The 22,159-nt window shown below is 69.8% G+C and carries 17 protein-coding genes, 1 tRNA gene and 1 other RNA gene; 16 read left to right on the top strand and 3 right to left on the bottom strand.

What is annotated here, in order from left to right; genetic code table 11:
* Positions 1-181 precede the first annotated feature (181 nt).
* Complete coding sequence (locus tag AAID08_RS22110) at positions 182-571, top strand: ribbon-helix-helix domain-containing protein (RefSeq protein ID WP_054501072.1); 390 nt, start codon at positions 182-184, stop codon at positions 569-571.
* Between the two features lie 114 nt (positions 572-685).
* Here the strand turns inward: AAID08_RS22110 and pbpG are convergent, their stop codons facing one another.
* Both pbpG and AAID08_RS22100 read right to left on the bottom strand, forming a co-directional pair.
* Positions 686-1,966 carry a D-alanyl-D-alanine endopeptidase gene (gene pbpG / locus AAID08_RS22105; protein WP_240317378.1) on the bottom strand — a complete coding sequence of 427 codons (1,281 nt, stop codon included), beginning with the start codon at positions 1,964-1,966 and terminating at the stop codon, positions 686-688.
* A gap of 312 nt (positions 1,967-2,278) precedes the next feature.
* Positions 2,279-2,353 (bottom strand) — tRNA-Arg (locus tag AAID08_RS22100).
* Positions 2,354-2,563: 210 nt separating this feature from the next.
* On the opposite strand from AAID08_RS22100, the gene AAID08_RS22095 reads away from it, so the two are divergent.
* The 9 genes from AAID08_RS22095 (at position 2,564) to AAID08_RS22055 (ending at position 10,412) form a co-directional block, all read left to right on the top strand.
* Positions 2,564-3,328 carry an enoyl-CoA hydratase/isomerase family protein gene (locus AAID08_RS22095; RefSeq protein ID WP_054501074.1) on the top strand — a complete coding sequence of 255 codons (765 nt, stop codon included), beginning with the start codon at positions 2,564-2,566 and terminating at the stop codon, positions 3,326-3,328.
* Positions 3,325-4,947, top strand: coding sequence for an AMP-binding protein (locus AAID08_RS22090; RefSeq protein ID WP_395756897.1), 1,623 nt, complete (start codon positions 3,325-3,327; stop codon positions 4,945-4,947). Before AAID08_RS22095 ends, AAID08_RS22090 begins: the two co-directional genes overlap by 4 nt.
* Positions 4,944-5,894: a hydroxymethylglutaryl-CoA lyase gene (locus AAID08_RS22085; protein WP_054501076.1), complete on the top strand. Its 951-nt coding sequence runs from the start codon at positions 4,944-4,946 to the stop codon at positions 5,892-5,894. Before AAID08_RS22090 ends, AAID08_RS22085 begins: the two co-directional genes overlap by 4 nt.
* An 88-nt stretch (positions 5,895-5,982) precedes the next feature.
* Positions 5,983-6,519 (top strand): MarR family winged helix-turn-helix transcriptional regulator, encoded by a 537-nt coding sequence (locus tag AAID08_RS22080; protein WP_054501077.1) that lies wholly within the window; start codon positions 5,983-5,985, stop codon positions 6,517-6,519.
* An 89-nt stretch (positions 6,520-6,608) separates the two neighbouring features.
* Entirely contained in the window at positions 6,609-7,343 is a 735-nt protein-coding gene (locus tag AAID08_RS22075; protein ID WP_175142524.1) for an enoyl-CoA hydratase/isomerase family protein, read from the top strand.
* The gene (locus AAID08_RS22070) at positions 7,340-8,536 is read left to right on the top strand and encodes a CaiB/BaiF CoA transferase family protein (protein WP_395756896.1); all 1,197 of its coding nucleotides are present in this window, start codon (positions 7,340-7,342) and stop codon (positions 8,534-8,536) included. The genes AAID08_RS22075 and AAID08_RS22070 overlap by 4 nt, the downstream gene beginning before the upstream one ends.
* A 71-nt stretch (positions 8,537-8,607) precedes the next feature.
* Positions 8,608-9,579 (top strand): tripartite tricarboxylate transporter substrate binding protein, encoded by a 972-nt coding sequence (locus AAID08_RS22065; protein WP_054501080.1) that lies wholly within the window; start codon positions 8,608-8,610, stop codon positions 9,577-9,579.
* Between the two features lie 153 nt (positions 9,580-9,732).
* Positions 9,733-9,987: a type II toxin-antitoxin system Phd/YefM family antitoxin gene (locus AAID08_RS22060; protein ID WP_049075417.1), complete on the top strand. Its 255-nt coding sequence runs from the start codon at positions 9,733-9,735 to the stop codon at positions 9,985-9,987.
* Positions 9,984-10,412, top strand: coding sequence for a type II toxin-antitoxin system VapC family toxin (locus AAID08_RS22055; protein WP_205412709.1), 429 nt, complete (start codon positions 9,984-9,986; stop codon positions 10,410-10,412). Before AAID08_RS22060 ends, AAID08_RS22055 begins: the two co-directional genes overlap by 4 nt.
* An 81-nt stretch (positions 10,413-10,493) precedes the next feature.
* Here AAID08_RS22055 and AAID08_RS22050 read toward each other — a convergent pair whose 3' ends face one another.
* Positions 10,494-11,447, bottom strand: a complete 954-nt coding sequence (locus AAID08_RS22050; protein ID WP_395756895.1) for an NAD(P)H-dependent flavin oxidoreductase — start codon at positions 11,445-11,447, stop codon at positions 10,494-10,496.
* A 212-nt stretch (positions 11,448-11,659) separates the two neighbouring features.
* Between AAID08_RS22050 and AAID08_RS22045 the strand changes: the two genes are divergently transcribed.
* The 6 genes from AAID08_RS22045 to dnaX all read left to right on the top strand — a co-directional run bounded on the left by AAID08_RS22045 (position 11,660) and on the right by dnaX (position 22,131).
* Positions 11,660-12,859, top strand: coding sequence for an MFS transporter (locus AAID08_RS22045; RefSeq protein WP_064522608.1), 1,200 nt, complete (start codon positions 11,660-11,662; stop codon positions 12,857-12,859).
* Positions 12,860-12,875: 16 nt separating this feature from the next.
* Positions 12,876-13,037, top strand: coding sequence for a hypothetical protein (locus AAID08_RS22040; protein ID WP_167385865.1), 162 nt, complete (start codon positions 12,876-12,878; stop codon positions 13,035-13,037).
* Positions 13,038-13,121: 84 nt separating this feature from the next.
* A complete protein-coding gene (locus AAID08_RS22035) occupies positions 13,122-15,785 on the top strand; it encodes a PD-(D/E)XK nuclease family protein (RefSeq protein WP_343719943.1) in 2,664 nt (887 codons plus the stop codon).
* A gap of 3 nt (positions 15,786-15,788) precedes the next feature.
* Complete coding sequence (locus tag AAID08_RS22030) at positions 15,789-19,346, top strand: UvrD-helicase domain-containing protein (RefSeq protein ID WP_395756894.1); 3,558 nt, start codon at positions 15,789-15,791, stop codon at positions 19,344-19,346.
* Positions 19,347-19,608: 262 nt separating this feature from the next.
* Positions 19,609-19,706: signal recognition particle sRNA small type (ffs, locus tag AAID08_RS22025), an RNA gene on the top strand.
* Positions 19,707-19,827: 121 nt separating this feature from the next.
* Positions 19,828-22,131: a DNA polymerase III subunit gamma/tau gene (dnaX, locus tag AAID08_RS22020; RefSeq protein WP_175142518.1), complete on the top strand. Its 2,304-nt coding sequence runs from the start codon at positions 19,828-19,830 to the stop codon at positions 22,129-22,131.
* Positions 22,132-22,159: the final 28 nt, after the last annotated feature.

Genomic DNA, 22,159 nt, shown 5'->3' with positions numbered 1-22,159 from the left:
ATGCTCGGATGGGGACGCGTCCGAGACCTTGATTTATATCAACGGCTCTCGGACGAGCTGCGCGCAAGAAACGTATCGTTGCAGAATCGGCGGGAATGCCCCGAGGCAGAGGCGTCTTGCCGGGCTGGCGGCTATCGTCGTACAGTGGCCCGCAAGCCTCGTGTCCGCCCCAGGAGCTCCCATGTGTGAAATTTTCATCCGCGCGAGCGAACAGTCCTATGCGCCCGAAACCCGCTCCCTGCGCCTGCACGGGGTGGCCACCAGCCTGCGCCTGGAGCAATTGTTCTGGCAGGTGCTGGAGGAAATCGCGGCGCGCGATGGCATGCGGGTTACGCAGTTGATTGAGCGGCTGTACGACGAGCTGGTGGAGTACCGCGGCGAGGCCGCCAACTTCACCTCGTTTCTGCGCGTTTGCTGCCTGCGCTACCAGTTGCTGCAGGCCGAGGGCCGCATTCCTGCGGATGCCGCGGTGCCGATCCGCTCGCTCAACCCCCAGGCGGTGCTGGAAGGCCTGCCATCGTCGATGTACGACCCGCAACCGCTGCGGTCCAAGCGGCCGGTGGCGGCGTAGCGCCGCGCCGGCGCGGACACGCGCGGCTTGCGCCCGTCCGCATGCAGCCCCGTCGCCAGACGTAAAAAAAGCCCGATCGACGATCGGGCTTTTTCGTGCGCGGCAATGGTGGGATCAGCCGCCCGGCTGGGCCGAGGCCATGGCCACTTCGCTTTGCACGATGCGGCGGATGCGCACGGCATCGCCGATGCGCGACAGCTTGCCCTGCGAGTCCAGCAGCACGATTGCCAGGTCGCGGCCATTGATACGCGCCAGCATCACCAGGCATTCGCCGGCTTCGTTGATGTAGCCGGTCTTGGACACCTTGATGTCCCAGTCCGGCTTGCGCACCAGCAGGTTGGTGTTGCGGAACGTCTGGGTGCGGTTGTTGATCTCCACGTCGTACTCCGTGTCGGTGGAGTAGCGGTGGATCAGCGGACGCTGCGACGCGGCGCGCAGCAGGCGGGCCAGGTCGTGCGGCGACGACACGTTGTTGCTGGACAGGCCCGTGGGCTCGATGAAATGCGTGCTGGTCATGCCCAGCGACTGCGCCTTGGCGTTCATGGCGGCCACGAAAGCGGGCAGCCCCCCCGGATAATGGCGGCCCAGCGCGTTGGCGGCGCGGTTTTCGGACGACATCAGCGCCAGGTGCAGCATGTCGCCGCGCGACAGCTTGGTGCCCACGCGCAGGCGCGAGGTGGTGTGCTTGAGGCCGTCGATGTCTTCATCGGTGATCTCCAGCATTTCGTCCATCGGCTGGTTGGCGTCCACCACCACCACCGCGGTCATCAGCTTGGAAATCGAGGCGATGGGGCGCACCACGTTTTCGTTCTTGGCGAAGATCACGGTGGAGGTGGCCAGGTCCTGCACGTAGGCGGTGCTGGACCGCAGCGCCGCGGCTTCGGCGCGCACCGACACCGCGGGCGGCGGCATGGCGGCTGCCGCGGCGGCGGCGGCCGTGCGCTGCGCGCGCGACGGCTTGTTGGGCTTGCCGTTTTTGCCGGCCGCGCCCTTCTTGGACGAATTCTGCTGGGCGATGGCCTGCTTGCCGCCCTTGGGCGGGGCCTTCTTGCCCGCGGCCTGCTTGGGCGCGCCCTTGGCGGCGGCCTGTTTGCCGGCGGCGCCCTTGGGCGGCGTCTTGGCGGCGGCCGATTTCGGCGCGGCCTGCTTGCCAGCGGCGGCCTTGGGGGCGGTCTTGCCTGCGGCCTGCTTCGGGGCGGCGGTCTTGCCGGCGCCCGCTTTGGCGGGGGCGGGGGCCTTCTTGGCTTGTTGCGCCTTGCAAGCCGCCGACTTGGCGTTGGTCTTGCAAGGATCGGTATTTTTCGCGGCGAGCGCGGCTGAGGGCAGGAGCGCGCACACCGCCAGCGCCGCCGGCGCTATCGCGTTCGCAATTGCACGTTTCCAGGTAAATGCCATGGTTTGAGCAGGCTTGTCAGTCTGTGATGAATTATTTCCCCGGTCGGGCTTGCTACGGTTCGGGAAAAGTCCAGATGAATTAGGGGCTTACGCGTCGAATTTAAACAGTAATTTCAAGTCGGGCGCAAGGCGATTCGCTATCATCGCCCAAAAAAATATCGGGGACGTATTGACGGGCGGCTTATTCGTCGCGCGCGGCGTCCCGAGACGCTACCGGCGCGCGGCGCGTGAGCGTAGCCCGGATTAACCCTCATCCGGCTGAACGCACGGGAATTTCGTGGGAGTCGACCTGCGGAACCGCGGTCGGGAGCGTGGCCTCGCCGGGTGGAATCGAACCACCAATTGACCCTTAGGAGGGGCCGGTTATATCCATTTAACTACGGCGAGACGAGCACGCGGGCTTTGCGCTGGAATTGCGCAGGGCCCGCGGGGAGCCTAGTGCCTTGATATTCCAGGGAAAGACCAGGGGCGCAAGTGTAACACCATTGGGTCGCTGCAGAAATTTAGTGGATTTAATCAACTATATGTCCTATATTTCCTGGCATGGCCGGACGCCGCGAGCGGCTGGCCCCATACCTAGAACATCCAGGAGCAGGCATGACCCCGACTTTTCACACGATCCTGCTGGACGTGCAGGACCGTGTCGCCACGGTGACGCTGAACCGGCCCGACAGCCGCAATGCGCTCAATTCCCTCATGTGCGCCGAACTGGTGCAGGCCATGCAGCATCTGGCGGACGATCCGGACGCGCACGTGGTGCTGATCGCCGCGGCGGGCGCGGCGTTCTGCGCAGGCGCCGACCTCAAGGAACGCAAGACCATGTCGAACGCCGAGATGACGGCGCGCCGGGTGCAGGGCTTCGCCGCCTATGCCGCCATCGAGCGCATGCCACAGCCGGTGATCGCCGTGGTGCAGGGGGCGGCGTTCGGCTCGGGTTGCGAGATCGCCGCGGCCAGCGATTTCGTGCTGGCCTCGTCCGAGGCGACGTTCTGCTATCCCGAGGTGGGTTGGGGCACCGTCGGCGCCACGCAGCGGTTGCCGCGCGTAGCCGGCGCGCGCAAGGCCAAGGAGCTGCTATTCACCGGCCGCCGCTTCGACGCGGCCGAGGCGCGAGAGATCGGCCTGGTGAACCAGGTGTACGCGCCCGAGGCGCTTGCCGCCGAAGCCGCGCAGATGGCCGCGGCCATCGCGCGCGCCGCGCCGCTGACGGTCAGGCTGACCAAGCGCAGCATCGACCAGGGGCTGGCGACGACGCGCGAAGGCGCGATGGCGATCGAGCTGCTGGCGATCGAGGAGAATTTGCGCGGCACCGACTGGAAGCAGGCCATCGCCGGCTTCGGCACGGCGGGAGACAAGGCATGATCGGCCCGACAACCCTGTCGCAGGCGCTGGCGCGCCAGGTGGCCGAACGCGGCGCCGCCGAAGCCTTCGTCGCGCCCGGCGAACGCCTCACCTGGGCCGCGCTGCAGGACGGTGCGCGAGCCATCGCCCGCAGCCTGCATGCGGCCGGCGTGCGCCGTGGCGACCATGTCGGCGTGCTGTTGGGCAATGGCGGCACCTGGGTGCAGGTGTTCTATGCCTGCGCCATGCTTGGCGCCGTGACGGTGCCGGTCAACACGCGCTTCAAGACCGACGAACTCGCGTTCTGCCTGAAGCAGGCTGACGTCAAGGTGCTGCTGACGGCGGAGTCGTTCCTGGGCATCGACTTCCTCGACCTGCTCACGCAGGTGGAACCGGCGCTGGACCAGGCGCTGCCGGGCGCGGCGTTGCCGCTGCTGCGGCAAGTGGTGGTGTTGGGCGAGCGCTGCCCGCGGGGCGCGGGCAGATGGGCCGATTTCCTGGGGGCGGGCGAGGCCGTGGATGACGCGACGCTGCAGGACCGCATGCGCGCGGTGGCGCCGGACGATGTGCTGCTGATTCAGTACACCTCGGGCACCACGTCGTTTCCCAAGGGCGTGATGCTGACGCACGCCAACATGCTGACCAATGCCTGGGCCGCGGCGCAGCGCATCGGCGTGCGGCCGGACGATCGCTATTTCAGCATCCGTCCTTACTTCCATGTGGCCGGGACCACGCTGTCGATCCTGGTCAGCCTGATGAGCGGCTGCTGCCTGCTGACCCTGCCCAAGTTCGACGTGGCCGACGCCTTGCGCATGCTCGACGAAGAGCGCTGCACCCTGACATCCGGCAACGACACCATCTTTCTCATGCTGATGGGCCATCCCGATTTCGACCGCGCGCGCATCCATCTGCGCGGCGGCTGGGCGGCGGCGGGCCCGCAGGTGATGCAGAAGATCCGCGACGTGATGGGGGTGCCGGGCATCTGCAATGCCTACGGCCAGTCCGAAGCCTCGCCCAACATCACGCTGTCGGCGCACGATGATCCCTTTGAACTGCGCGCCATGGGCTGGGCGCTGCCGCATCCCGGCATGCAGGTGCGGGTGGTGGACCCGGGAACGGGCGAGCCGCTGCCGGCCGGCATGCAGGGCGAGATCCAGGCGCGCGGCTGGAGCGTGATGAAGGGCTACTACAAGATGCCTGAGGCCACCGCCCGCGCGCTCAGCGCGGACGGCTGGCTCAGCACGGGCGACCTGGGCGAAATGGACGCGGCGGGCCGGTTGCGCATGGTGGGCCGCCTGAAGGACATGTTCCGCGTGGGCGGCGAGAACGTCGCGCCGGCGGAGGTGGAAGAGACCCTGCACGGCCACCCCGCCGTGCGCATGGCGCAGGTGGTCGGCGTGCCCGATGCGCGCCTGGGCGAAGTGCCGGCGGCGTTCGTGCTGCTCAAGGACGGTCAGGACTGCACGGCCGAGGAACTGACGGCCTGGTGCAAGGCGCGCTGCGCCAACTTCAAGGTGCCGCGCTATGTCGAGATCGTCGACAGCTTCGAGCACATCGGCATGACGGGCAGTTCCAAGGTGCAGAAGAACAAGCTGCGCGCCCATGCGCTGGCGCTGTTCGGACTGGAGCAACAGGCATGAGCGCGCGCGACGTGGTGCTGTGCGAATGCTTCGCGCGCGATGGGCTGCAGCATGAGCCCGACTTCATCGGCACGGCGGTCAAGGCCGACCTGATCGACCGTTTCGCGGCGCTGGGCTTTGAACGGATCGAGGCGACCTCGTATTCCAATCCCAAGGTCGTGCCGCAATTCGCCGACGCCGCCGACCTGCTGGCGGCGCTGCCGCGGCGCGCGGGCGTCTGGTACAAGGCCACCTGCGCCAACGCGCGCGCCGTCGAGCGCGCGCTGGTTGACCTGGATGCCGGTATCGGCGCCAACGAGATCAGCCTGCTGGTCTCGGCCAGCGAATCGCATTCGACGCGCAACCTGAAGCGCGAACGCGCCGCCCAGTGGGACAACATTGCCGAGATGGCGCGGCTGGCGAACGGCCGCTTTCGCCTGATCGGCACGATTTCGGTGGCGTTCGGCTGCCCCTTCGAAGGCGCGGTCGACCCCGACGTGGTGATGGCCGACGTGCGGCGCTTCGCCGCGCTGGGCGTGCGCATCGTCACGCTGGGCGACACCACCGGCATGGCCACGCCGGCCTCGGTGCGCGGCCTGTATGGCCGGATGGCGCGCGAGGTGCCCGAGGTGACGCCGGTGGCGCATTTCCACGACACGCGCGCCACCGGCCTGGTGAACTACGTGGCCGCGCTGGAGGCGGGCGTGACGCACTTCGATTGCGCTTTCGGCGGCGTTGGCGGCCATCCGGCCAAGGTGCGCTACGGCGGCGGTCATACCGGCAACGTGGCGACGGAAGACCTGGTGAATCTGTTCGAGTCCATGGGCGTGCGCACCGGCCTGGATCTGGCGGCGATGGACGCGGTGTCGCGGCATTGCGAGGCGGTGCTGGGGCGCGCGCTGCACAGCCGCGTGGCGCAAAGCGGCTTGAACCCGCTGCTCGGCATCGCGCGGGAGGCGGCCGCATGAGGACCGCCGAGCGTGTTTGTATATCATGCGGGCAGCGGCGTGCGACCCGAGCGCACGCCGTTTTCCCCCGCATCTGAAGAGTCCGCCCATGGCCACCCGAACCGCATCCAAGTCAGCCACCGCCGCGCGTCCCGCACCCCGGGCGTTGAAGGAACTGTTCTCGTACCGCCTGAACAGGCTGGCCTACGTGTCGAGCCGCATCGCCGCCGGCCTGAACGAAAGCCGCTACGGCGTGGGCCCGCGCGAGTGGCGCATCATCGCGCTGCTGGGCGCGGCGCCGGACATGTCGCTGAACGCGGTGGCGCGCGAGGCCAACATCGACAAGAGCCAGGCCAGCCGCACCGTGTCCGAACTGATCGAGCGCGGCCTGATCCAGCGCAGCGCCGACAGCCAGGACGGCCGCGGCGTGAGCCTGGACCTGACGCGCAACGGCCGCGCGCTGTACGAGGAGATATTTCCGGCCGCGATCGAGCGCAACGAGGACATGCTGTCGGTGCTGTCGGAGTCCGAGCGCGAGGCCATGGAGCGCATGCTGGACAAGCTGACGACGCACGCGCTGGAGATGCTGAATGAATGCAAGGCGGAGGTGCCGGCGCGTCGCGGCCGCGGCGTGCAGCCGCGCTGAACGCCGGGCGCGAACTCGCGCCTTTTTTTACCTATATTGTTGATTTAATCAATCAATTTGCTTGTCGCCATTGGAAGAGGATATGCGTGATGTCGGAACTGATCATTGAAGACCTGGATGCGGTGCGGTTGCTGCGCCTGAACCGTCCGGAAAAGCACAACGCGCTGAACACCGCGTTGACCACGGCGCTGCTGGACGCGCTGCGCCAGGCCGACCGCGACGACGCGGTGCGTGCGGTGGTGCTGACGGGCAATGGCAAGTCGTTCTGCGCGGGCGCCGACACCGGCGAGTTCTCGGCCCTGACGCCGGAACAGCCGGACGCGGTGCTGCGCCGCGCCGACCTGACGACCGACCTGCACCTGGTGTTCTCGCGCATGGTCAAGCCGGTGATCGGCGCGGTCCACGGCAATGCGCTTGGCGGCGGCGCGGGGCTGGCGCTGGCCTGCGACCTGACGGTGATGGCCGAGGACGTGCGCTTCGGCTATCCGGAACTGCGCCACGGCATCGTGGCCGCGGTGGTCATGGCCAACCTGGTGCGCCAGGTCGGCCGCAAGCATGCCTTCGAGCTGGTGGCGATGGCCGAGCCGATCGATGGCGCGCGCGCATTGCAACTGGGCATCGCCAATCGCGTCGCGCCCGCCGCGCAGGTGCTGGACCAGGCGTTGGCGATGGCGCAGCGCCTGGCCGGCTGGGAACCGGCCGCGATGGGGCTGACCAAGCGCGCCTTCCACCGCGCGGCCGACCTGGGGCTGGGCGAGGCGCTGGGCGTGGGCCGCGACGCCAACGTCATCATGCGTGGTTTTCGCCAGGGAGCGGCGCGATGAGGCCGCTTGAAGGCGTCACCATCCTGGACCTGTCGCGCGTGCTGGCGTGCCCGTTCGCCTCGATGATCCTGGCCGAGCTGGGCGCCGAGGTCATCAAGGTCGAGCAGCCCGGCGGCGGCGACGAGACGCGCGGCTTCGAACCCAAGGTGCAAGGCGAGGGCGGCACCGAGTCGGCCTACTACCTGGCCTTCAACCGCAGCAAGCAGTCGGTCACGGTGAACTTCCGCCACCCCGAGGGGCAGGCGCTGATCCGGCGGCTGGCGCAGACCTGCGACGTGGTGGTCGAGAACTTCCCGGTCGGCACGCTCGCCAAGTACGGCCTGGACCGCGAGCACATCGCGCCGGACAACCCCGGCCTGATCTATTTCTCGTGCACCGGGTTCGGCATGACCGGACCGTACGCGCCGCGCAAGGGCTATGACACCGTGTTCCAGGCCATGGGCGGGATCATGAGCCTGACCGGCGAGCGGGGCGGCGGTCCGGTCAAGCCGGGCCTGCCGGTCAGCGACCTGACCGCGGGCCTGTGGGCCGCCATCGGCATTCTGTCGGCGCTGGTGGGGCGGGCGCGTTCGGGACAGGGCTGCCATATCGACTTTTCGATGCTGGACGGGCAGGTGGGCCTGCTATCGCTGGCGGCGGCGCGCTATTTCGCGTTGGGCGAAGTGCCGCCGCGGCTGGGCACGGAACACCCCGGCCGGGTGCCCTCCGCCGCGTTCGAGTGCGGCGACGGCCGCTGGGTGCAGATCACCGGCAGCGACCAGCACTGGAAGCCGCTGTGCGAGGCGCTCGACCTGCCGCAGTGGGCCGACGATCCGGAGCTGGCGCGCAACGCCGTGCGCGTGGTGCGCCGCGACGAAGTCATGGCCGGCCTGTCGGCGGCCGCCGCGCGGCTGACGCGCGACGAACTGTGCCGCCGCTGCGATGCGCGCGGCGTGCCGGCCGGCCCGATCCTGGATGTGGAGGAGATCCTGCACAACGAGCACGTGCTGGCGCGCGGCATGGTGGCCAGCTACGAGCATCCGTCCATCGGCCGCTTCGGCGCGGTGCCGGTGCCGTTCAAGTTCGACGGTTTCGACGATCCGAGGCTGGAGCGCCCGCCCTTGCTGGGCGAGCACACCGACAGCGTGCTGGCCGGCCGGCTCGGCCTGTCGCCTGCGCAGATCGAGGCGTTACGCGCGCAGGGCGCGATCTAGCCATCGGGGCCATGAGCCCCGGGGCCTTTCCCCGCACCACACATAAAACACAATATCCCAGGAGACAAACCATGAAGACTCTGAAGCGCCTGCTGTGCGGCGCGGCGGTGGCGGGCGCGTTGTGCGCCCCTGCCGTCGCCGCCGATTCCTATCCCTCGCAGCCGATCACGCTGGTCAACCCGTATGCCGCCGGCGGTCCCGCCGACGTGCTGGGGCGGGCGCTGGCGCGCGAGCTGGAAAAGCAGTTGGGCAAGACCATCATCGTCGAAAACAAGGCCGGCGGCGGCGCGGCCATCGGCGCCAACTTCGTGGCGCGCGCCAAGCCGGACGGCTACACGCTGCTGCTCGGCACGTCGGCCGCCCACGTGGTGACGCCGCTGATGCAGCAGACGCCGTACGACGGCATCAAGGACTTCGCCTTCGTCTCGATCGTCGCCAACCAGCCCAACATGCTGGTGGTGCGGCCCACGCTCAAGGCCGACAGCGTCGAGCAGTTGATCGCGATGGCGCGCAAGGAACCAGGCCGCATCAACTATGCCTCGGCCGGGCCCGGCAGCTCGCCGCACCTGGGCGCCGAGCTGTTCCGGGAACGCGCCGGCGTGGACATCGTCCACATCCCCTACAGCGGCGCGGCGCCCGCCATCAACGATCTGGTGGGCGGGCAGGTGGACATGGCGGTGCTGAACCTGGCCGCCAGCCTGCAGTTCATCCGCAGCGGCCGGCTCAAGGCGCTGGCCTACGCCAACGACCACCGCTCGCCGCTGCTGCCCGACGTGCCGACGCTGGCCGAATCCGGCGTGAAGGGCGCGGAGTCCGCCTCCTGGTACAGCCTGGCCGCGCCCAAGGGCACGCCGCCGGAGGTCCTGCAGCGCCTGAACGACGCGGTGGCCAAGGTCAACGCCAATCCGGAGTACAGCAAGCTGATGCAGGCGCAGGGGGTGGACCTGTGGAACATGACGCCGCAGGAAGCCACGGCCTTCGTGGAGAAAGACCAGGCCGCCATGCGCAAGCTGGTGCAGGCGGCGGGGTTGATGAAGAAATAGGACGATTCTGGCTGGATGCGAGGGCGCGTGGTCGCCCTTGGTTGATCCTGACGCGCGGGAGAATTCCTGGGCGGCCTCGGCTACCGGGGGTTGTCCCGCCACTGTTAATGTAGTAACGTTACTACACATTAAGCAAGGATCAAAGGATGCGCGATGTCCATCACCACACTTTCCAGCCGCGAACTCAATCAGGACGTGACCAAGGCGAAGAAGGCGGCCCTCAAGGGGCCCGTGTTCATCACGGATCGAGGCAAGCCGTCCCATGTCCTGCTCGCCATCGAGGACTACTGGCGCCTGGTCGGCAAAAAGCGAAGTATCGTCAGCGCGCTGTCGATGCCCGGCCTTGCCGACATCGAACTCGATGCTCCCCGCTCACGCGAGCTGCCTCGCCCGGCGGACGTCGCGTGATGTTCCTGCTGGATACCAACGTGCTTTCCGAACTGCGCAAGGTGGGCGACGGCAAGGCCGACAAGAACGTGACCGCCTGGCTCTCGGATGAGGATGCGGCGAATTTCTACGTTTCCGCGATAACGCTCATGGAGCTGGAGATCGGCATTCTGCGCATGGAGCGGCGCGATGTCGGGCAAGGCGCGCGGTTGCGCGAGTGGATGCGTGATCGCGTCCTGCCGGAGTTCTCCGACAGGACGCTGCCGCTCGATGGGGCGGTGGCATTGCGCTGCGCCAGGCTGCACGTGCCGGATATGCGTCCCGAGCGGGATGCGTTCATTGCCGCCACCTCCCTGGTGCACGGCATGACGCTGGTCACCCGGAACGTGTCTGATTTTTCGGGTTGTGGCGTGGTCATCGTCAATCCCTGGGAAGCCGGCGCGTGAATCGCGCCGCTGCCCGGGCGATACCGGGGCAGGGCTGAAACCGCGGCGACCTTCGTGCGGATGTGGGGCGCGATCCGCGCTTCACTCCGCCAGCAGCGCCGCGCGCCTGAGCGCTTCGCGCGTTTGCGCCACCAGTTGCTCGACCACCGCGCCCGCCGGCTGCAGGCTGTCGATCAGGCCCGCGCTCTGGCCGGCCTCGACCTTGCCGCCCTGCACGTCGCCGTCGAAGGCGGCCTGCTTCAAGGAACTGCCGGCGAACAGGGTCTCCAGCATGGCCTGATCGCCGCCGTGTTCGGCCGCGAGATAGTCGCGGGCGAAGGCGTTGCGCAACATTCTCACCGGCGAACGGCCGCGTCCCACCAGCGTGGTGTCGGCCACGCCCGCCGCCAGCACCGCGTCCTTGTAGGCGTCGCATACGCCCGCCTCCGGCGTCAGCAGGAAGCGCGTGCCCAGTTGCGCGCCGGCCGCGCCCAGGCATAGCGCGGCCGCGATGCCGGCGCCGTCGGCAATGCCGCCGGCCGCCACCACCGGCACCGACACGCGTCGCACTACCGCGCGCAGCAACACCTGCAAGCCGATCTCGTCGGGGCCTGGGTGGCCACCGGCTTCCAGGCCGACCGCGATCACCGCGTCCACGCCGGCCGCTTCGGCCTTGGCGGCATGCTCCGGACTGGCGATCACCTGCAACCATTTTGCGCCAGCGTCGCGCGCGCGCCCAATGTGTTTCTGGGGTCCACCCTGCGAGGCGATGATGACCGGCACGCCTTCGGCCAAGGCGATGTCCATGTGTTCCTGCGCCCGCTTGTTGTAGAGCGGGATGTTGACGGCGTAAGGCGCCTCGGTGCCGGCGCGAACCGCGCGGACGGCGGCCCGCAGCGCCTCGGGATACATGGGGCCGGCGGCGATCACGCCGAGCCCGCCGGCGCGCGATACGGCCAGCGCCAGCGCCGCGTTCGACGAGGCCCAGCTCATGCCGCCCTGGATGATCGGATAGCGCGTGCCCAGCAGGCGGGTCAGCGGAGTTTGCAGAGTCATGGCTGATCAGGATGGGGAAAATCCCATTCTGAAATAAATGGTTGATAAAATCAACTATATTGTTGAGCGCGGCGCGCGCCGTGGCGACATATGCGATGTGGCGACACGGGTATTGCCGGTGGCTCCGGGTTATTTGTTTATGATGTGCGCGTCTGGCCCACGGCCAGGCCGTCCCGAGGAGGGGGCGCCTTTCTCCATCAATAAGAACAATCATGTCGAGCACTACCGATACGCGTTACGTGCGCACTGTCATCCTGGGTACCCTGGTGGTGCTGCTGGCCATGGGCGTGCGCGCCACCTTCGGCCTGTTCATGCAGCCGATGGGCCTGGCGCACGGCTGGAGCCGCGAAGTGTTTTCCATGGCCTTCGCGCTGCAGAACCTGGTCTGGGGCGTGGCTTGCATTTTCATGGGCATATTGGCCGACCGCTATGGCTCCGGCCGCACCATCGCGCTGGGCGCGGCGCTGTACATGCTGGGCATGATCGGCACCCGCTTCGCCACCGACGAAACCACGCTCTACCTGAGCGCCGGCCTGCTGGTCGGCCTGGGCCAGGCCGGCACCACGTTCCCGGTGATCCTGCCGGTGGTGGCGCGTGCCGTGCCGCCCGCCTATCGCAGCACCGCCATGGGCATCGCCAGCGCCGGCGGCTCGCTCGGCCAGTTCGCGGTGGTGCCGACCGGGCAGGCGCTGATTACCGGCCTGGACTGGCCGGGCGCGTTGTGGGTGCTGTCGCTGTTCGTCGCTTGCGCGGCGCCGCTGGCCTATTTCCTGCGCGGCCGTCCGCAGGCCCACGGCGGGCCGCAGCAATCGCTGACGGCGGCGGTGCGCCAGGCGGTGCGGCATCCGTCGTTCCATTTCCTGTTCTGGAGCTACTTCGTCTGCGGCTTCCACACGGCCTTCATCACGCTGCACCTGCCGGCCTACGTCACCGACGGCGGGCTGACGCCGGGGCAGGGCGCCACCGCGATCGCGCTGATCGGGCTGTTCAACGTGCTGGGGTCGTTCTACGCCGGCAAGCTTGGCGGCCAGTACAGCAAGAAGCGCCTGCTGGCGGTGGTCTACGGCATGCGCGCCTTCGGCATCCTGCTGCTGTTGTGGCTGCCGCTGTCGCCGTGGGTGCTGTACGCGTTCGCGGCCTGGATGGGCCTGTTCTGGCTGGGCACGGTGCCGCTGACGCAGGGGCTGATCGGCCAGATCTATGGCCTGCGTTATGCCGCGACCCTGTCGGGCATCGTCTTTTTGGGACACCAGGTTGGCAGTTTCATCGGCGTCTGGCTGGGCGGTTATGCCTATGCCAAGACCGGCAACTACGACCTGGTCTGGTGGCTGGGCGTGGCGCTGGCGGTGGCCGCCGCGCTGCTGTGCCTGCCGGTGCGCGAGCAGCCGCTGGCGCAGCCGGCGACGGCCTGATGCGCGGGTGACCCTGATGACCGACTCGCCCTCCGCATCGCCCGCCCGCCGCCATCGCGTCTGGCGCCTGGCGGGCTGGGGGGCGCTGGCCCTGGTGCTGGGCCTGGCCTTCTGGGGCTATACCCAGCCCGACATGCAGATCCATTGGGAAAACCTGGCGTCGCTGTGCGGTTTCTAGCCACGCGGGCGGGGCGGGGGCGCGGTATCCTACGGCGGTAATCGTTTTGACACCGCGTTTCCGTATCGCGTTTTGACGCCGCCCATGCAGGACGACCCGCTTTCCTACCCCGACCTGAGCCTGTCCGCCATCGGCGACATGCCCGCCGCCGACATGCTGGTGCTGACGGTCAACAACCGCCTGTCGCGCCGGCTCACGCTCGAGCTGGCCGGGTTGCTGCGCCAGGAGCGCCAGGTCAGCGAACTGCCGCGCATCCTGCCGTTGTCCGCCTGGCTGGCCGAATCCGCCAATGAACTGGCGTTCGAGGCCGATGACGACGTGCCGGCCTACCGGCTCGACGGCTTCGCCACCCAGTTGGTCTGGACCGAAGCCATCCGCGCCGAAGAGGCCGAGCGCGTGCTGCTGGACGCGAGCCAGGCGGCGCGCCTGTCGATGGACGCGGACCAGCTCATGGACGAGTGGGCGCTGCGCGTACCGTCCGGCGCCGACACTGACGAGTACCGCGGCTTCGCCCGCTGGCGCGAACGCTACCGCCAGGCCCTGGCCGCCATCGACGCCGAGGACGCCAACCAGGGCTATGCCCGCGTGCTGCGGGCGCTCGAGGATGGCCGGCTGGCCGTGCCCGGCCATCTGGTGCTGGCTGGCTTTACCGACATGTCGCCGCGTTTTCGGCGCCTGCTGCGGGCGTTCGAGGAACAGGGCTGCCTGATCGCGCAATGGCGCGACACGCAGCGCGCGCCCGCCGCGCCGCGCCGCTACGAGGCGCCGGACCAGGGCGCCGAATGGCGCGCGGCGGCCGAGTGGGCCGCCAGCCAGCTCAAGCGTCATCCCGGCGGCCGCTACGCCATCGTCTCGCCCCAGCTCGAAGCCGAGTCGCCGTTCGCGCGGCGCATTCTCAGCCAGGCGCTGGCGGGCCATGACGGCGCGCCGGCGTTCGCCTTCAACGTGGCGGTCGGCCGTCCGCTGGACGAATGGCCGCTGGCGCGCGCCGCGTTGGCGTGGCTGCGCGCGCTGGCCGAGTGCGCGGCCGGCAACGGCTCCGGCGTCGAGGTGTTGGGCGCCGCGCTGCTGGCGGGCCACTGCGCGGGCGACGTCAGCGAACGCGCCGGCCTGGCCGCCCTGGACGCGCGCTGGCGCCGTCGTGGTCAGATCCACCTGTCCGCGACGGAATGGCGCAAGCAACTGTCGCAGTTGCCGCCGCTGGCGCAGGCCTGGGACCAGGCCATGGAGATCTGGACGAAGGGCGGCGCGCGCGCCACCAGCGATGTCTGGATGCTGCGCATGAAGGCGGCGCTGACGGCGCTCGGCTTTCCCGGCGAGGGCGCGCTGGACAGCGTCGGCTACCAGGTGCTGGGCGCGTTCGGCGAGGCGCTGGGCGGCTTCTCGGCGCTGGCGCCGGCCGCCGGCAGGCTGGGCGGCGTGGCGGCGGTCAACCTGCTCCAGAGCGTGGCGCGCTCGGCCGCGTTCCAGCCGCAGCGCGACCCGCTGGCGCGCCTGGATGTGCTGGGCCTGCTGGAAGCCGAAGGCGGTTTCTGGGACGGCGTCTGGATGCTGGGCCTGACCGACGACGTGCTGCCGGCCTCGCCCAAGCCGAACCCGCTGCTGCCGCTGGCGGTGCTGCGCCAGGCCAAGGCGCCGCGCGCCACGCCCGAGCGCGAACGCGAGTGGGCCGAGGGCATCTACGCGGCGCTGTGCCGCTGCGCGCCGGAGGTCATCGTCAGCCACGCGCATATGGATGGCGAACGCGAGTTGCGGCCGTCGCCGCTGATCGCCGGAGCTGCCCTGACCGATTGGCGGCCGGCGCCGGCCGCCGCCGTGGCCGCCTTGCCGCAGGAAACCCTGGACGACGCGCAAGGGCCGCCCTTGACGTCCGACGATCATGGCGGCGGCGGGCTGGATGTATTGGACACGCAGGCGCGCAACCCCCTGTGGGCGTTCGTGCGCCACCGGCTGGGCGGGCGCGAACTCGCGGCCTATGCCGACGCGGCCACGGTGAACGTGCGCGGCCAGTTCCTGCACAAGGCGTTGGAACTGGTGTGGGGCATGCTGCCCGACCAGGAGGCCTTGCATGACACGCTGGCCGGCGGCCGCCTGCCCGCCTTGCTGGAGCAGGCGGTGGCGCAGGCCGCCGAGGAAGAACTGCAGCAGTATGCGCCGGCGCTGAAGGCGCTGGAATGCGCCCGCGCGCGGACGGTGCTGGCGTCGTGGCTGGACATGGAAGCCCAGCGCCTGCCGTTCGCGGTGGCGCAGGTCGAGAAGAACCACGAATGGCGCCATGGCCCGCTGCACCTGAAGCTGCGGCTGGACCGCATCGACACGCTGGCCGACGGCCGCAACGTCATCGTCGACTACAAGACCGGCGTGGCCGCCGCCAAGCCCGAGCCCGATTGGTCGCGTAGCCGCCCGGTGAACGTGCAGTTGCCGTTCTACGCCTCGGTGCTGGCCGATGCCGCCGGCGGCGAAGTGGCCGGCCTGGTGCTGGCCCAGATCCATGCGCGCCAGGTGGCGGCACAGGGCCTGGCCGACGAAGACCTGGGCATGGAAGGCGTGACGCTGGCGGCCGAGAGCAAGTACTTCGACGGCCTGCCCTGGCCCGAGATCCGCCAGCGCTGGCGCGCCGCGATCGAGTCGCTGGCCGATGAATACGTGGCGGGCCATGCCGCCAACGTCGCCTACCGCCGCGACGACCTGAAATACTGCGACGCGCTGCCTTTCCTGCGCCTGCACCTGGATGACGAGGACGCCTGAGCCATGGCCGATATGGAACGCCAGCCCCAGGACCATGCCGCGCGCGCGGCGGCGCTGGACCCCGCACGCTCTTTCCTGGTGCAGGCGCCCGCCGGCTCCGGCAAGACGGAACTGCTGACCGACCGCATCCTGGCGCTGCTGGCCACCGTCAACCGCCCCGAGGAAATCGTCGCCATCACCTTCACGCGCAAGGCGGCTTCTGAGATGCATGCGCGCGTGCTGAGCAAGCTGCGTCGCGGCCTGGACGCGCCGCCCGAGGCCGCGCACGAACGCCGTAGCTGGGAACTGGCGCGCGCCGCGCTGGCGCGCAACGCCGAACAGGAATGGCACCTGCTGGAGCATCCGGCGCGGCTGGCGATCCGCACCATCGACTCGTTCTGCGCCGGCCTGGTCCGCAGCATGCCGTGGCTGTCCGAACTGGGCGGCATGCCCGAGATCACCGACGACGCCCGCGCCCATTACGAAGCGGCGGCGCGCGCCACGCTCGATCTGGCGGACGACTACGACGCGGTCCGCATCCTGCTGCAGCACATGGACGTGGACGTGCAGGCGGCCAAGGACGCCATCGCCGACATGCTCGGCCAGCGCGACCAGTGGCTGCCGCTGCTGCGCCATGGTTCCGACCGCGAGGCGCTGGAGGAAACCCTGGCCGAGGCCATCGGCGAAGACCTGGACGCGCTGTGCGAGGCCATGCCCTACGGTTGGGCCGACGCGCTGTGCGGCCCGGCGCGGCTGGCCGCGGCGCAATTGCAGGACGGCGGCGAGGACGACCGCCTGGCGGCCTTGCTCGACTGGACCGAGGAACTGCCGGCCGACGCCGAAGTGCTGGAGCAATGGCGCGCCGTGGCCCATCTGCTGCTGACCGGCACCGGGTCGCTGCGCAAGACCGTCAACAAGAACCTGGGCTTTCCCGCCAAGTGCGCGCATAAAGAACCCTTCGTCGCCTGGCTCGAGAGCGCCGATGGCGACGCCCCGTGGGTGCGGCGCCTGGCCGCGGTGCGCGACATTCCCGCGCCGCGCTTGAGCGACGCCCAATGGGAAGTGCTGGGCGCGCAGTTGATGACGCTGGCGCTGGCGGTGGCGCAATTGCGGCTGCGCTTTGCCGACACCGGCGAGGTCGATTTCATCGAGATCTCGCAGCGCGCCGCCTCGGCGCTGGGCAGCGCCGACGATCCGGGCGAGCTGCTGCTCAAGCTCGACGCGTCCATCCGCCACCTGCTGATCGACGAATTCCAGGACACCAGCCAGACGCAGCTCGATCTGTTGAAAACGTTGACCTCCGGCTGGCAGGAGGGCGACGGCCGCAGCCTGTTCCTGGTTGGCGATCCGATGCAGTCGATCTACCGTTTCCGCAAGGCGGAGGTGGGGCTGTTCCTCGAAGTCGCGGAAACGGGCGTGGGCGAACTGCAACCGGGTTTCCTCAACCTGACCGACAATTTCCGCTCGCAGGCCGGCATCGTCGACTGGGTCAACCAGTCGTTCGCGCAACTCTTGCCCAAGCGCAGCGACGCCGCCGCGGGCGCCATCAAGTACAGCCCGTCCACGGCTTTTCACGAGGCCTTGCCGGATGCGGCCGTGCGCTTCCATCCCGCCTGGTCGCGCGCCGGCGCCGCGCCGGCCGAGGAACAGGCCGAGGACATCGCCGTCGGCCTGGTGCGGCACGCGCTGGCCGAACACGCGGGCAGCAAGCACCCGGTCGCCATCCTGGTGCGGGCCCGCAGCCACCTGGGCAACCTGACGCGTCGGCTGGCGCAGGAAGGCATCCGCTGCCGCGCAGTGGACCTGGTGCCGCTGGCGCTGCGGCCGGTGGTGGCGGACCTGGTGCAACTGGTTCGGGCGCTGTCGCATCCGGGCGACCGGCTGGCGTGGCTGTCGGTGCTGCGCGCGCCGTTCTGCGGCCTGACCCTGGAGTCGTTGCAGCGCCTGTTCGGCGCCGACCATGCGACACCGGTGCCGGTGCTGCTGGAGCGCTTGTTGCGCCCGGCGCCGGCGAAGGCCGTGGCGGCGCCCTTGGCCACCGCGCCGGCGGCGCGTCAGGGATCGCTGTTCGACGACACCGAGAACCCGGCGCAAGGGGCCTTGTTCGACGATGCGGCGCCTGATGCCTCGCGTGTTGATCCGGCGTTGACGCCGATCGCGGCGAGCGATGGCGAGCCCTCGTTCAGCGGCGCCGATACTCCGCGTTCGGCCGAGACCTTGCTGCGCCCCGATGAATACGCGCGCCTGCGGCAGGTGGCGGCGATATTGCTGGATACGCGCAATGCCTCGGGGGCGATACCGTTCGCGGCCTGGGTCGAGACGCTGTGGCGCCGCCTGGGCGGGCCGGCGCTCTACAGCGGTCCGTCGGTCGCCAACGACGCCGAAAGCCTGTTCCAGTTGGTCGAGCGCCTGGCGCCGCACGGGGCCATCGACGCGGCCGCGCTGGATACCGGCATCGCGCGCCTGTTCGCGGCGCCCGACGCCGCCGACGAAGATGCCGCGGTCGAGATCATGACCATGCACAAGTCCAAGGGCCTGCAGTTCGAGACCGTGATCCTGTACGGCCTGCATCGCGCGCCGCGCGGCGACCAGCCGCCGCTGGTGCGCTTCGAGCAAAGCGGCGGGCGCGTGCTGTTCGGCCCGGTCAAGCCGCGCGCCGAAACCGAGGCCGATCCCGTGTCGCGCTACCTGGGCGCGCGCGAGGCCCGCCGCGCCTCCTATGAGATTGACCGCCTGCTGTACGTCGCCGCCACCCGCGCCCGCAAGCGCCTGCATCTGGTCGGCCACGTCAGCGTCGACGAGGCCAGCGGCCAGCCCAAGACGCCATCCTCCGCGAGCCTGCTGGGCCGGCTCTGGCCCTGCTTGGCGACACCGGTGCCGCCGGCCGCCGATGGCGACACGGCCGAGCCCGTGGCCGACGCGCCCGAGTGGCAAGGCGAACCGCTGCGCCGGCTGCACCGCGACGGCCTGGCGCAACTGGCGCGGCAGGCAGACATCGCCATCAGCCCCGGCTTCGCCGCCGCCGCGCGCGGCGCCTGGGGCGACAGCGCCGAACATCCGGCCTGGCAACTCGAATCCGGCTACGACGCTGCCATCGGCACCCTGGCCCACGCCTGGCTGGCCCGCATCGGCCAGGACGGCATCGCGGCCTGGCCGGCCGACACCCTGGCCCAGCGCCTGCCCGCCATGCGCCGCCAACTGACCCGCGCCGGCATCCCCGCCAGCCAGGCCGACGCCGCCGCCGAAGCCGTCCTGGACACGCTCCAGTCGACCCTCGCCGACGACCGCGGCCTCTGGCTCCTCTCCCAATCCGGCGCCCGCCGCGAATGGCCCCTCATCGACGCCGCCGGCAAGGTCTCCGTCATCGACCTGGCCCTCAGCACCGAGGACGGCTGGCTCATCGTCGACTACAAAACAGGCCGCCCCCAACCCAACGAATCCCCCGCCGCCTTCGCCCAACGCATGCGCCAACGCCACGGCGACCAACTCCTGCGCTACTGCGCCCAAGTCACCGCCCTGGACGGCCGCAAAGCCCGCGCCGCCCTCTACTTCCCCCGCGCCCGCGCCTGGATCGACCTGTAGCAGCCCCACTGCCCAACCAGGGCAAGCCAAGCCAAAGCAAGCGAGGCAGGCAAAGCGGAGCAAGCCAAGCGAAGTAAAAGCAAGGCAAGCCAAGGCAGAGCCAGGCAAAGCGAAGCGAGCCGCCAAGACAAGCGAAGCAACGTCTTCTCCCCCTCCCCCTCGGGGGGAGGGCCGGGGAGGGGGCGCACATACAGCCCCCCGGGGCCCGCCAAGCAAGAGGCTAGCCGAGCGAGCAACGCGAAGCTCTGCTAGAATCTTGCTTGGCGGGCCCCTTCGCATGGTTCGACGGTGAACCTGGTCAGGTCGGGAACGAAGCAGCCATAGTCGTTTAGGGTCAGTGCCGGAGTAAGGCTCGCCAACCGGTTTTCGCAAAGGGGACGGGGTTGTTTTCCAAGGGGATTTCCCCGGAAGATGATTCCGTCCCCTTTGCATTTCGCGCCGGCAATCGCATCGGCTCTTGCAAAGGCTCTACAATCCCGCCATGACTTATCTGGTACTGGCCCGCAAGTGGCGGCCGCGATCGTTCGATACCCTCGTGGGACAGGATCACGTGGTGCGCGCGCTGACGCATGCGCTCGACACCCAGCGCCTGCACCACGCCTGGCTGTTCACCGGCACCCGCGGCGTCGGCAAGACCACGCTGTCGCGCATCCTGGCCAAATCGCTCAACTGCGAAACCGGCATCACTTCCAAGCCCTGCGGCGTCTGTCGCGCCTGCACCGAGATCGATGCCGGGCGTTTCGTCGACTACCTCGAACTGGACGCGGCCTCCAACCGCGGCGTCGAGGAAATGACCCAGTTGCTGGAGCAGGCCGTCTACGCGCCGGGCGCGGGCCGCTTCAAGGTCTACATGATCGACGAAGTGCACATGCTCACCGGGCACGCGTTCAACGCGATGCTCAAGACGCTGGAAGAGCCGCCGCCGCACGTCAAATTCATCCTCGCCACCACCGATCCGCAGAAGATCCCGGTCACGGTGCTGTCGCGCTGCCTGCAATTCAATCTGAAGCAGATGCCGGCCGACTCCATCGTGGGCCACCTGCAGGCGGTGCTGGGCGAGGAACAGGTCGGCTTCGAAGTGCCCGCCCTGCGGCTGATCGGCCAGGCCGCGTCGGGCTCGATGCGCGACGCGCTGTCGCTGACCGACCAGGCCATCGCCTATAGCGCCGGCAATCTCACCGAGGACGCCGTGCGCGGCATGCTCGGCACCATCGACCAGCGCCACCTGGTGCGCCTGCTGGACGCTTTGTCCACGGGCGACGCCAAGGGCGTGCTGGCGGTGGCCGACGAACTCGCCACCCGCGGCCTGTCGTACGCCGGCGCGCTGGCCGACCTGGCGGTGCTGCTGTCGCGCGTCGCCATCGAGCAGCGCGTGTCCGGCGTGATGCCGGCCGAGGATCCGCTGGCGGCCGACATCGCCCGCCTGGCGCAAACCCTGCATCCCGACGCGGTGCAACTGTTCTACTCGGTGGCGGTGCACAGCCGCGGCGAACTGACGCTGGCGCCGGACGAGTACGCCGGTTTCATCATGGCTTGCCTGCGCATGCTGGCGCTCAACGGTGACGCCGGTCCGCAGACCGCCATCGAAGCGCCCGCCACGCCGGCCCGCCAGACGGCCGAGCCCGCCGTGGCCGCCGCGCAGCCGCCGCAAGCGGCGCCGGTCGCCGCCGCGCCGGTGGTGGAACGGGTCGCGCCGGTGGCGCAACCCGTTGCGCCCACGCCGGTCCCCGTGGCGACAGCCCCCGCGCCGTCCTCCCCCGGCAGCGTGCCGCAAGCGAACGTCGCGCCGGCGCCGGCCGACGCGCCCGCGGCTGGTGCGCCCACGGCGGTGGCCACGCCGCCTGTCGCAGCGCCTGTTGCCGCACCCGTCGCCACGCCCGCCCAGCCGGCCGCTGCCAGCGTGCCGCCTTGGGAAGATGCGCCGACCGCCGCGGGTTCCGCCCAGGCGGCCGTCGACGCCGCTGCCCAGCCGTCGTCCCCCAAGAATACCGCCGCGCCGAGCGTGCCAGCCACGGCAGCGCCCGTTGCCGCGCCCGCCATCGCGGATGCGCCCGCGGCGCGTGCCCCTGCCACGGACGCCTCCGCCACCCCGGTGCCCGCCAAGTCGGCCCCGCTGGCCGTGACGCCCGCGGCCGCCGCGGTCGCGCCGGCCGCCGATGATGACGGTCCGCCGTCCTGGGTCGATGAGGAAATCCCGTTCGAGGCCGAAGGCGGCTTCGTGCCTGATGCTGGCTTCGCGCCCGACGGCGGCTTCACGTCCGACCCCGACGACGATTTCGAAACGCTGGCCAGCGCGCCCTCGGCCGCGCCCGCCCCGTCGGCGGCGCCGGCCCGGCGCGAAGGCCCGGCTCCAGCCCGCAAGCGCCAGTCGCGCGCGCGCCTGGCCGACATGACCTCCGCCGCCTGGCCCGAACTGGCCGCGCGCCTGCCGGTCACCGGCCTGGCCGCCGAACTGGCGCGCCAGAGCGAATGGGCCGGCGTGCAGGGCGATGCCATCATCCTGCGCGTGGCCGTCAAGACGCTGGCCGAAAGCGAAAGCCGCGTGCGCCTGCAGACGGTGCTGTGCGAACACTTCGGCCAGGGTATCCGGCTGGACGTGGACGTCGGCGCGGTCGGTGAAGCCACGGCCCACGCCGTGGCCCAGGCCGAGCGCGCGGCGCGCCAGCAGGCCGCCGAGGACGCGGTCGCCGTCGATCCCTTCGTGCAGGCGCTGGTGGCGGACTTCGGCGCCCATGTCGTGGCCGGTTCGATCCGCCACGTCGACTCTCCTTCCGCCGCCGCGTAACGCGCCGGCAAATCCCTACATTCCCTCG

The organism is Achromobacter sp. EB05 (assembly GCF_044232075.1).
Lineage (GTDB): Bacteria > Pseudomonadota > Gammaproteobacteria > Burkholderiales > Burkholderiaceae_B > Achromobacter > Achromobacter dolens.
Note: the sequence above shows the minus strand (reverse complement) of the source record. Positions and strands in the feature narration are given on the sequence as shown.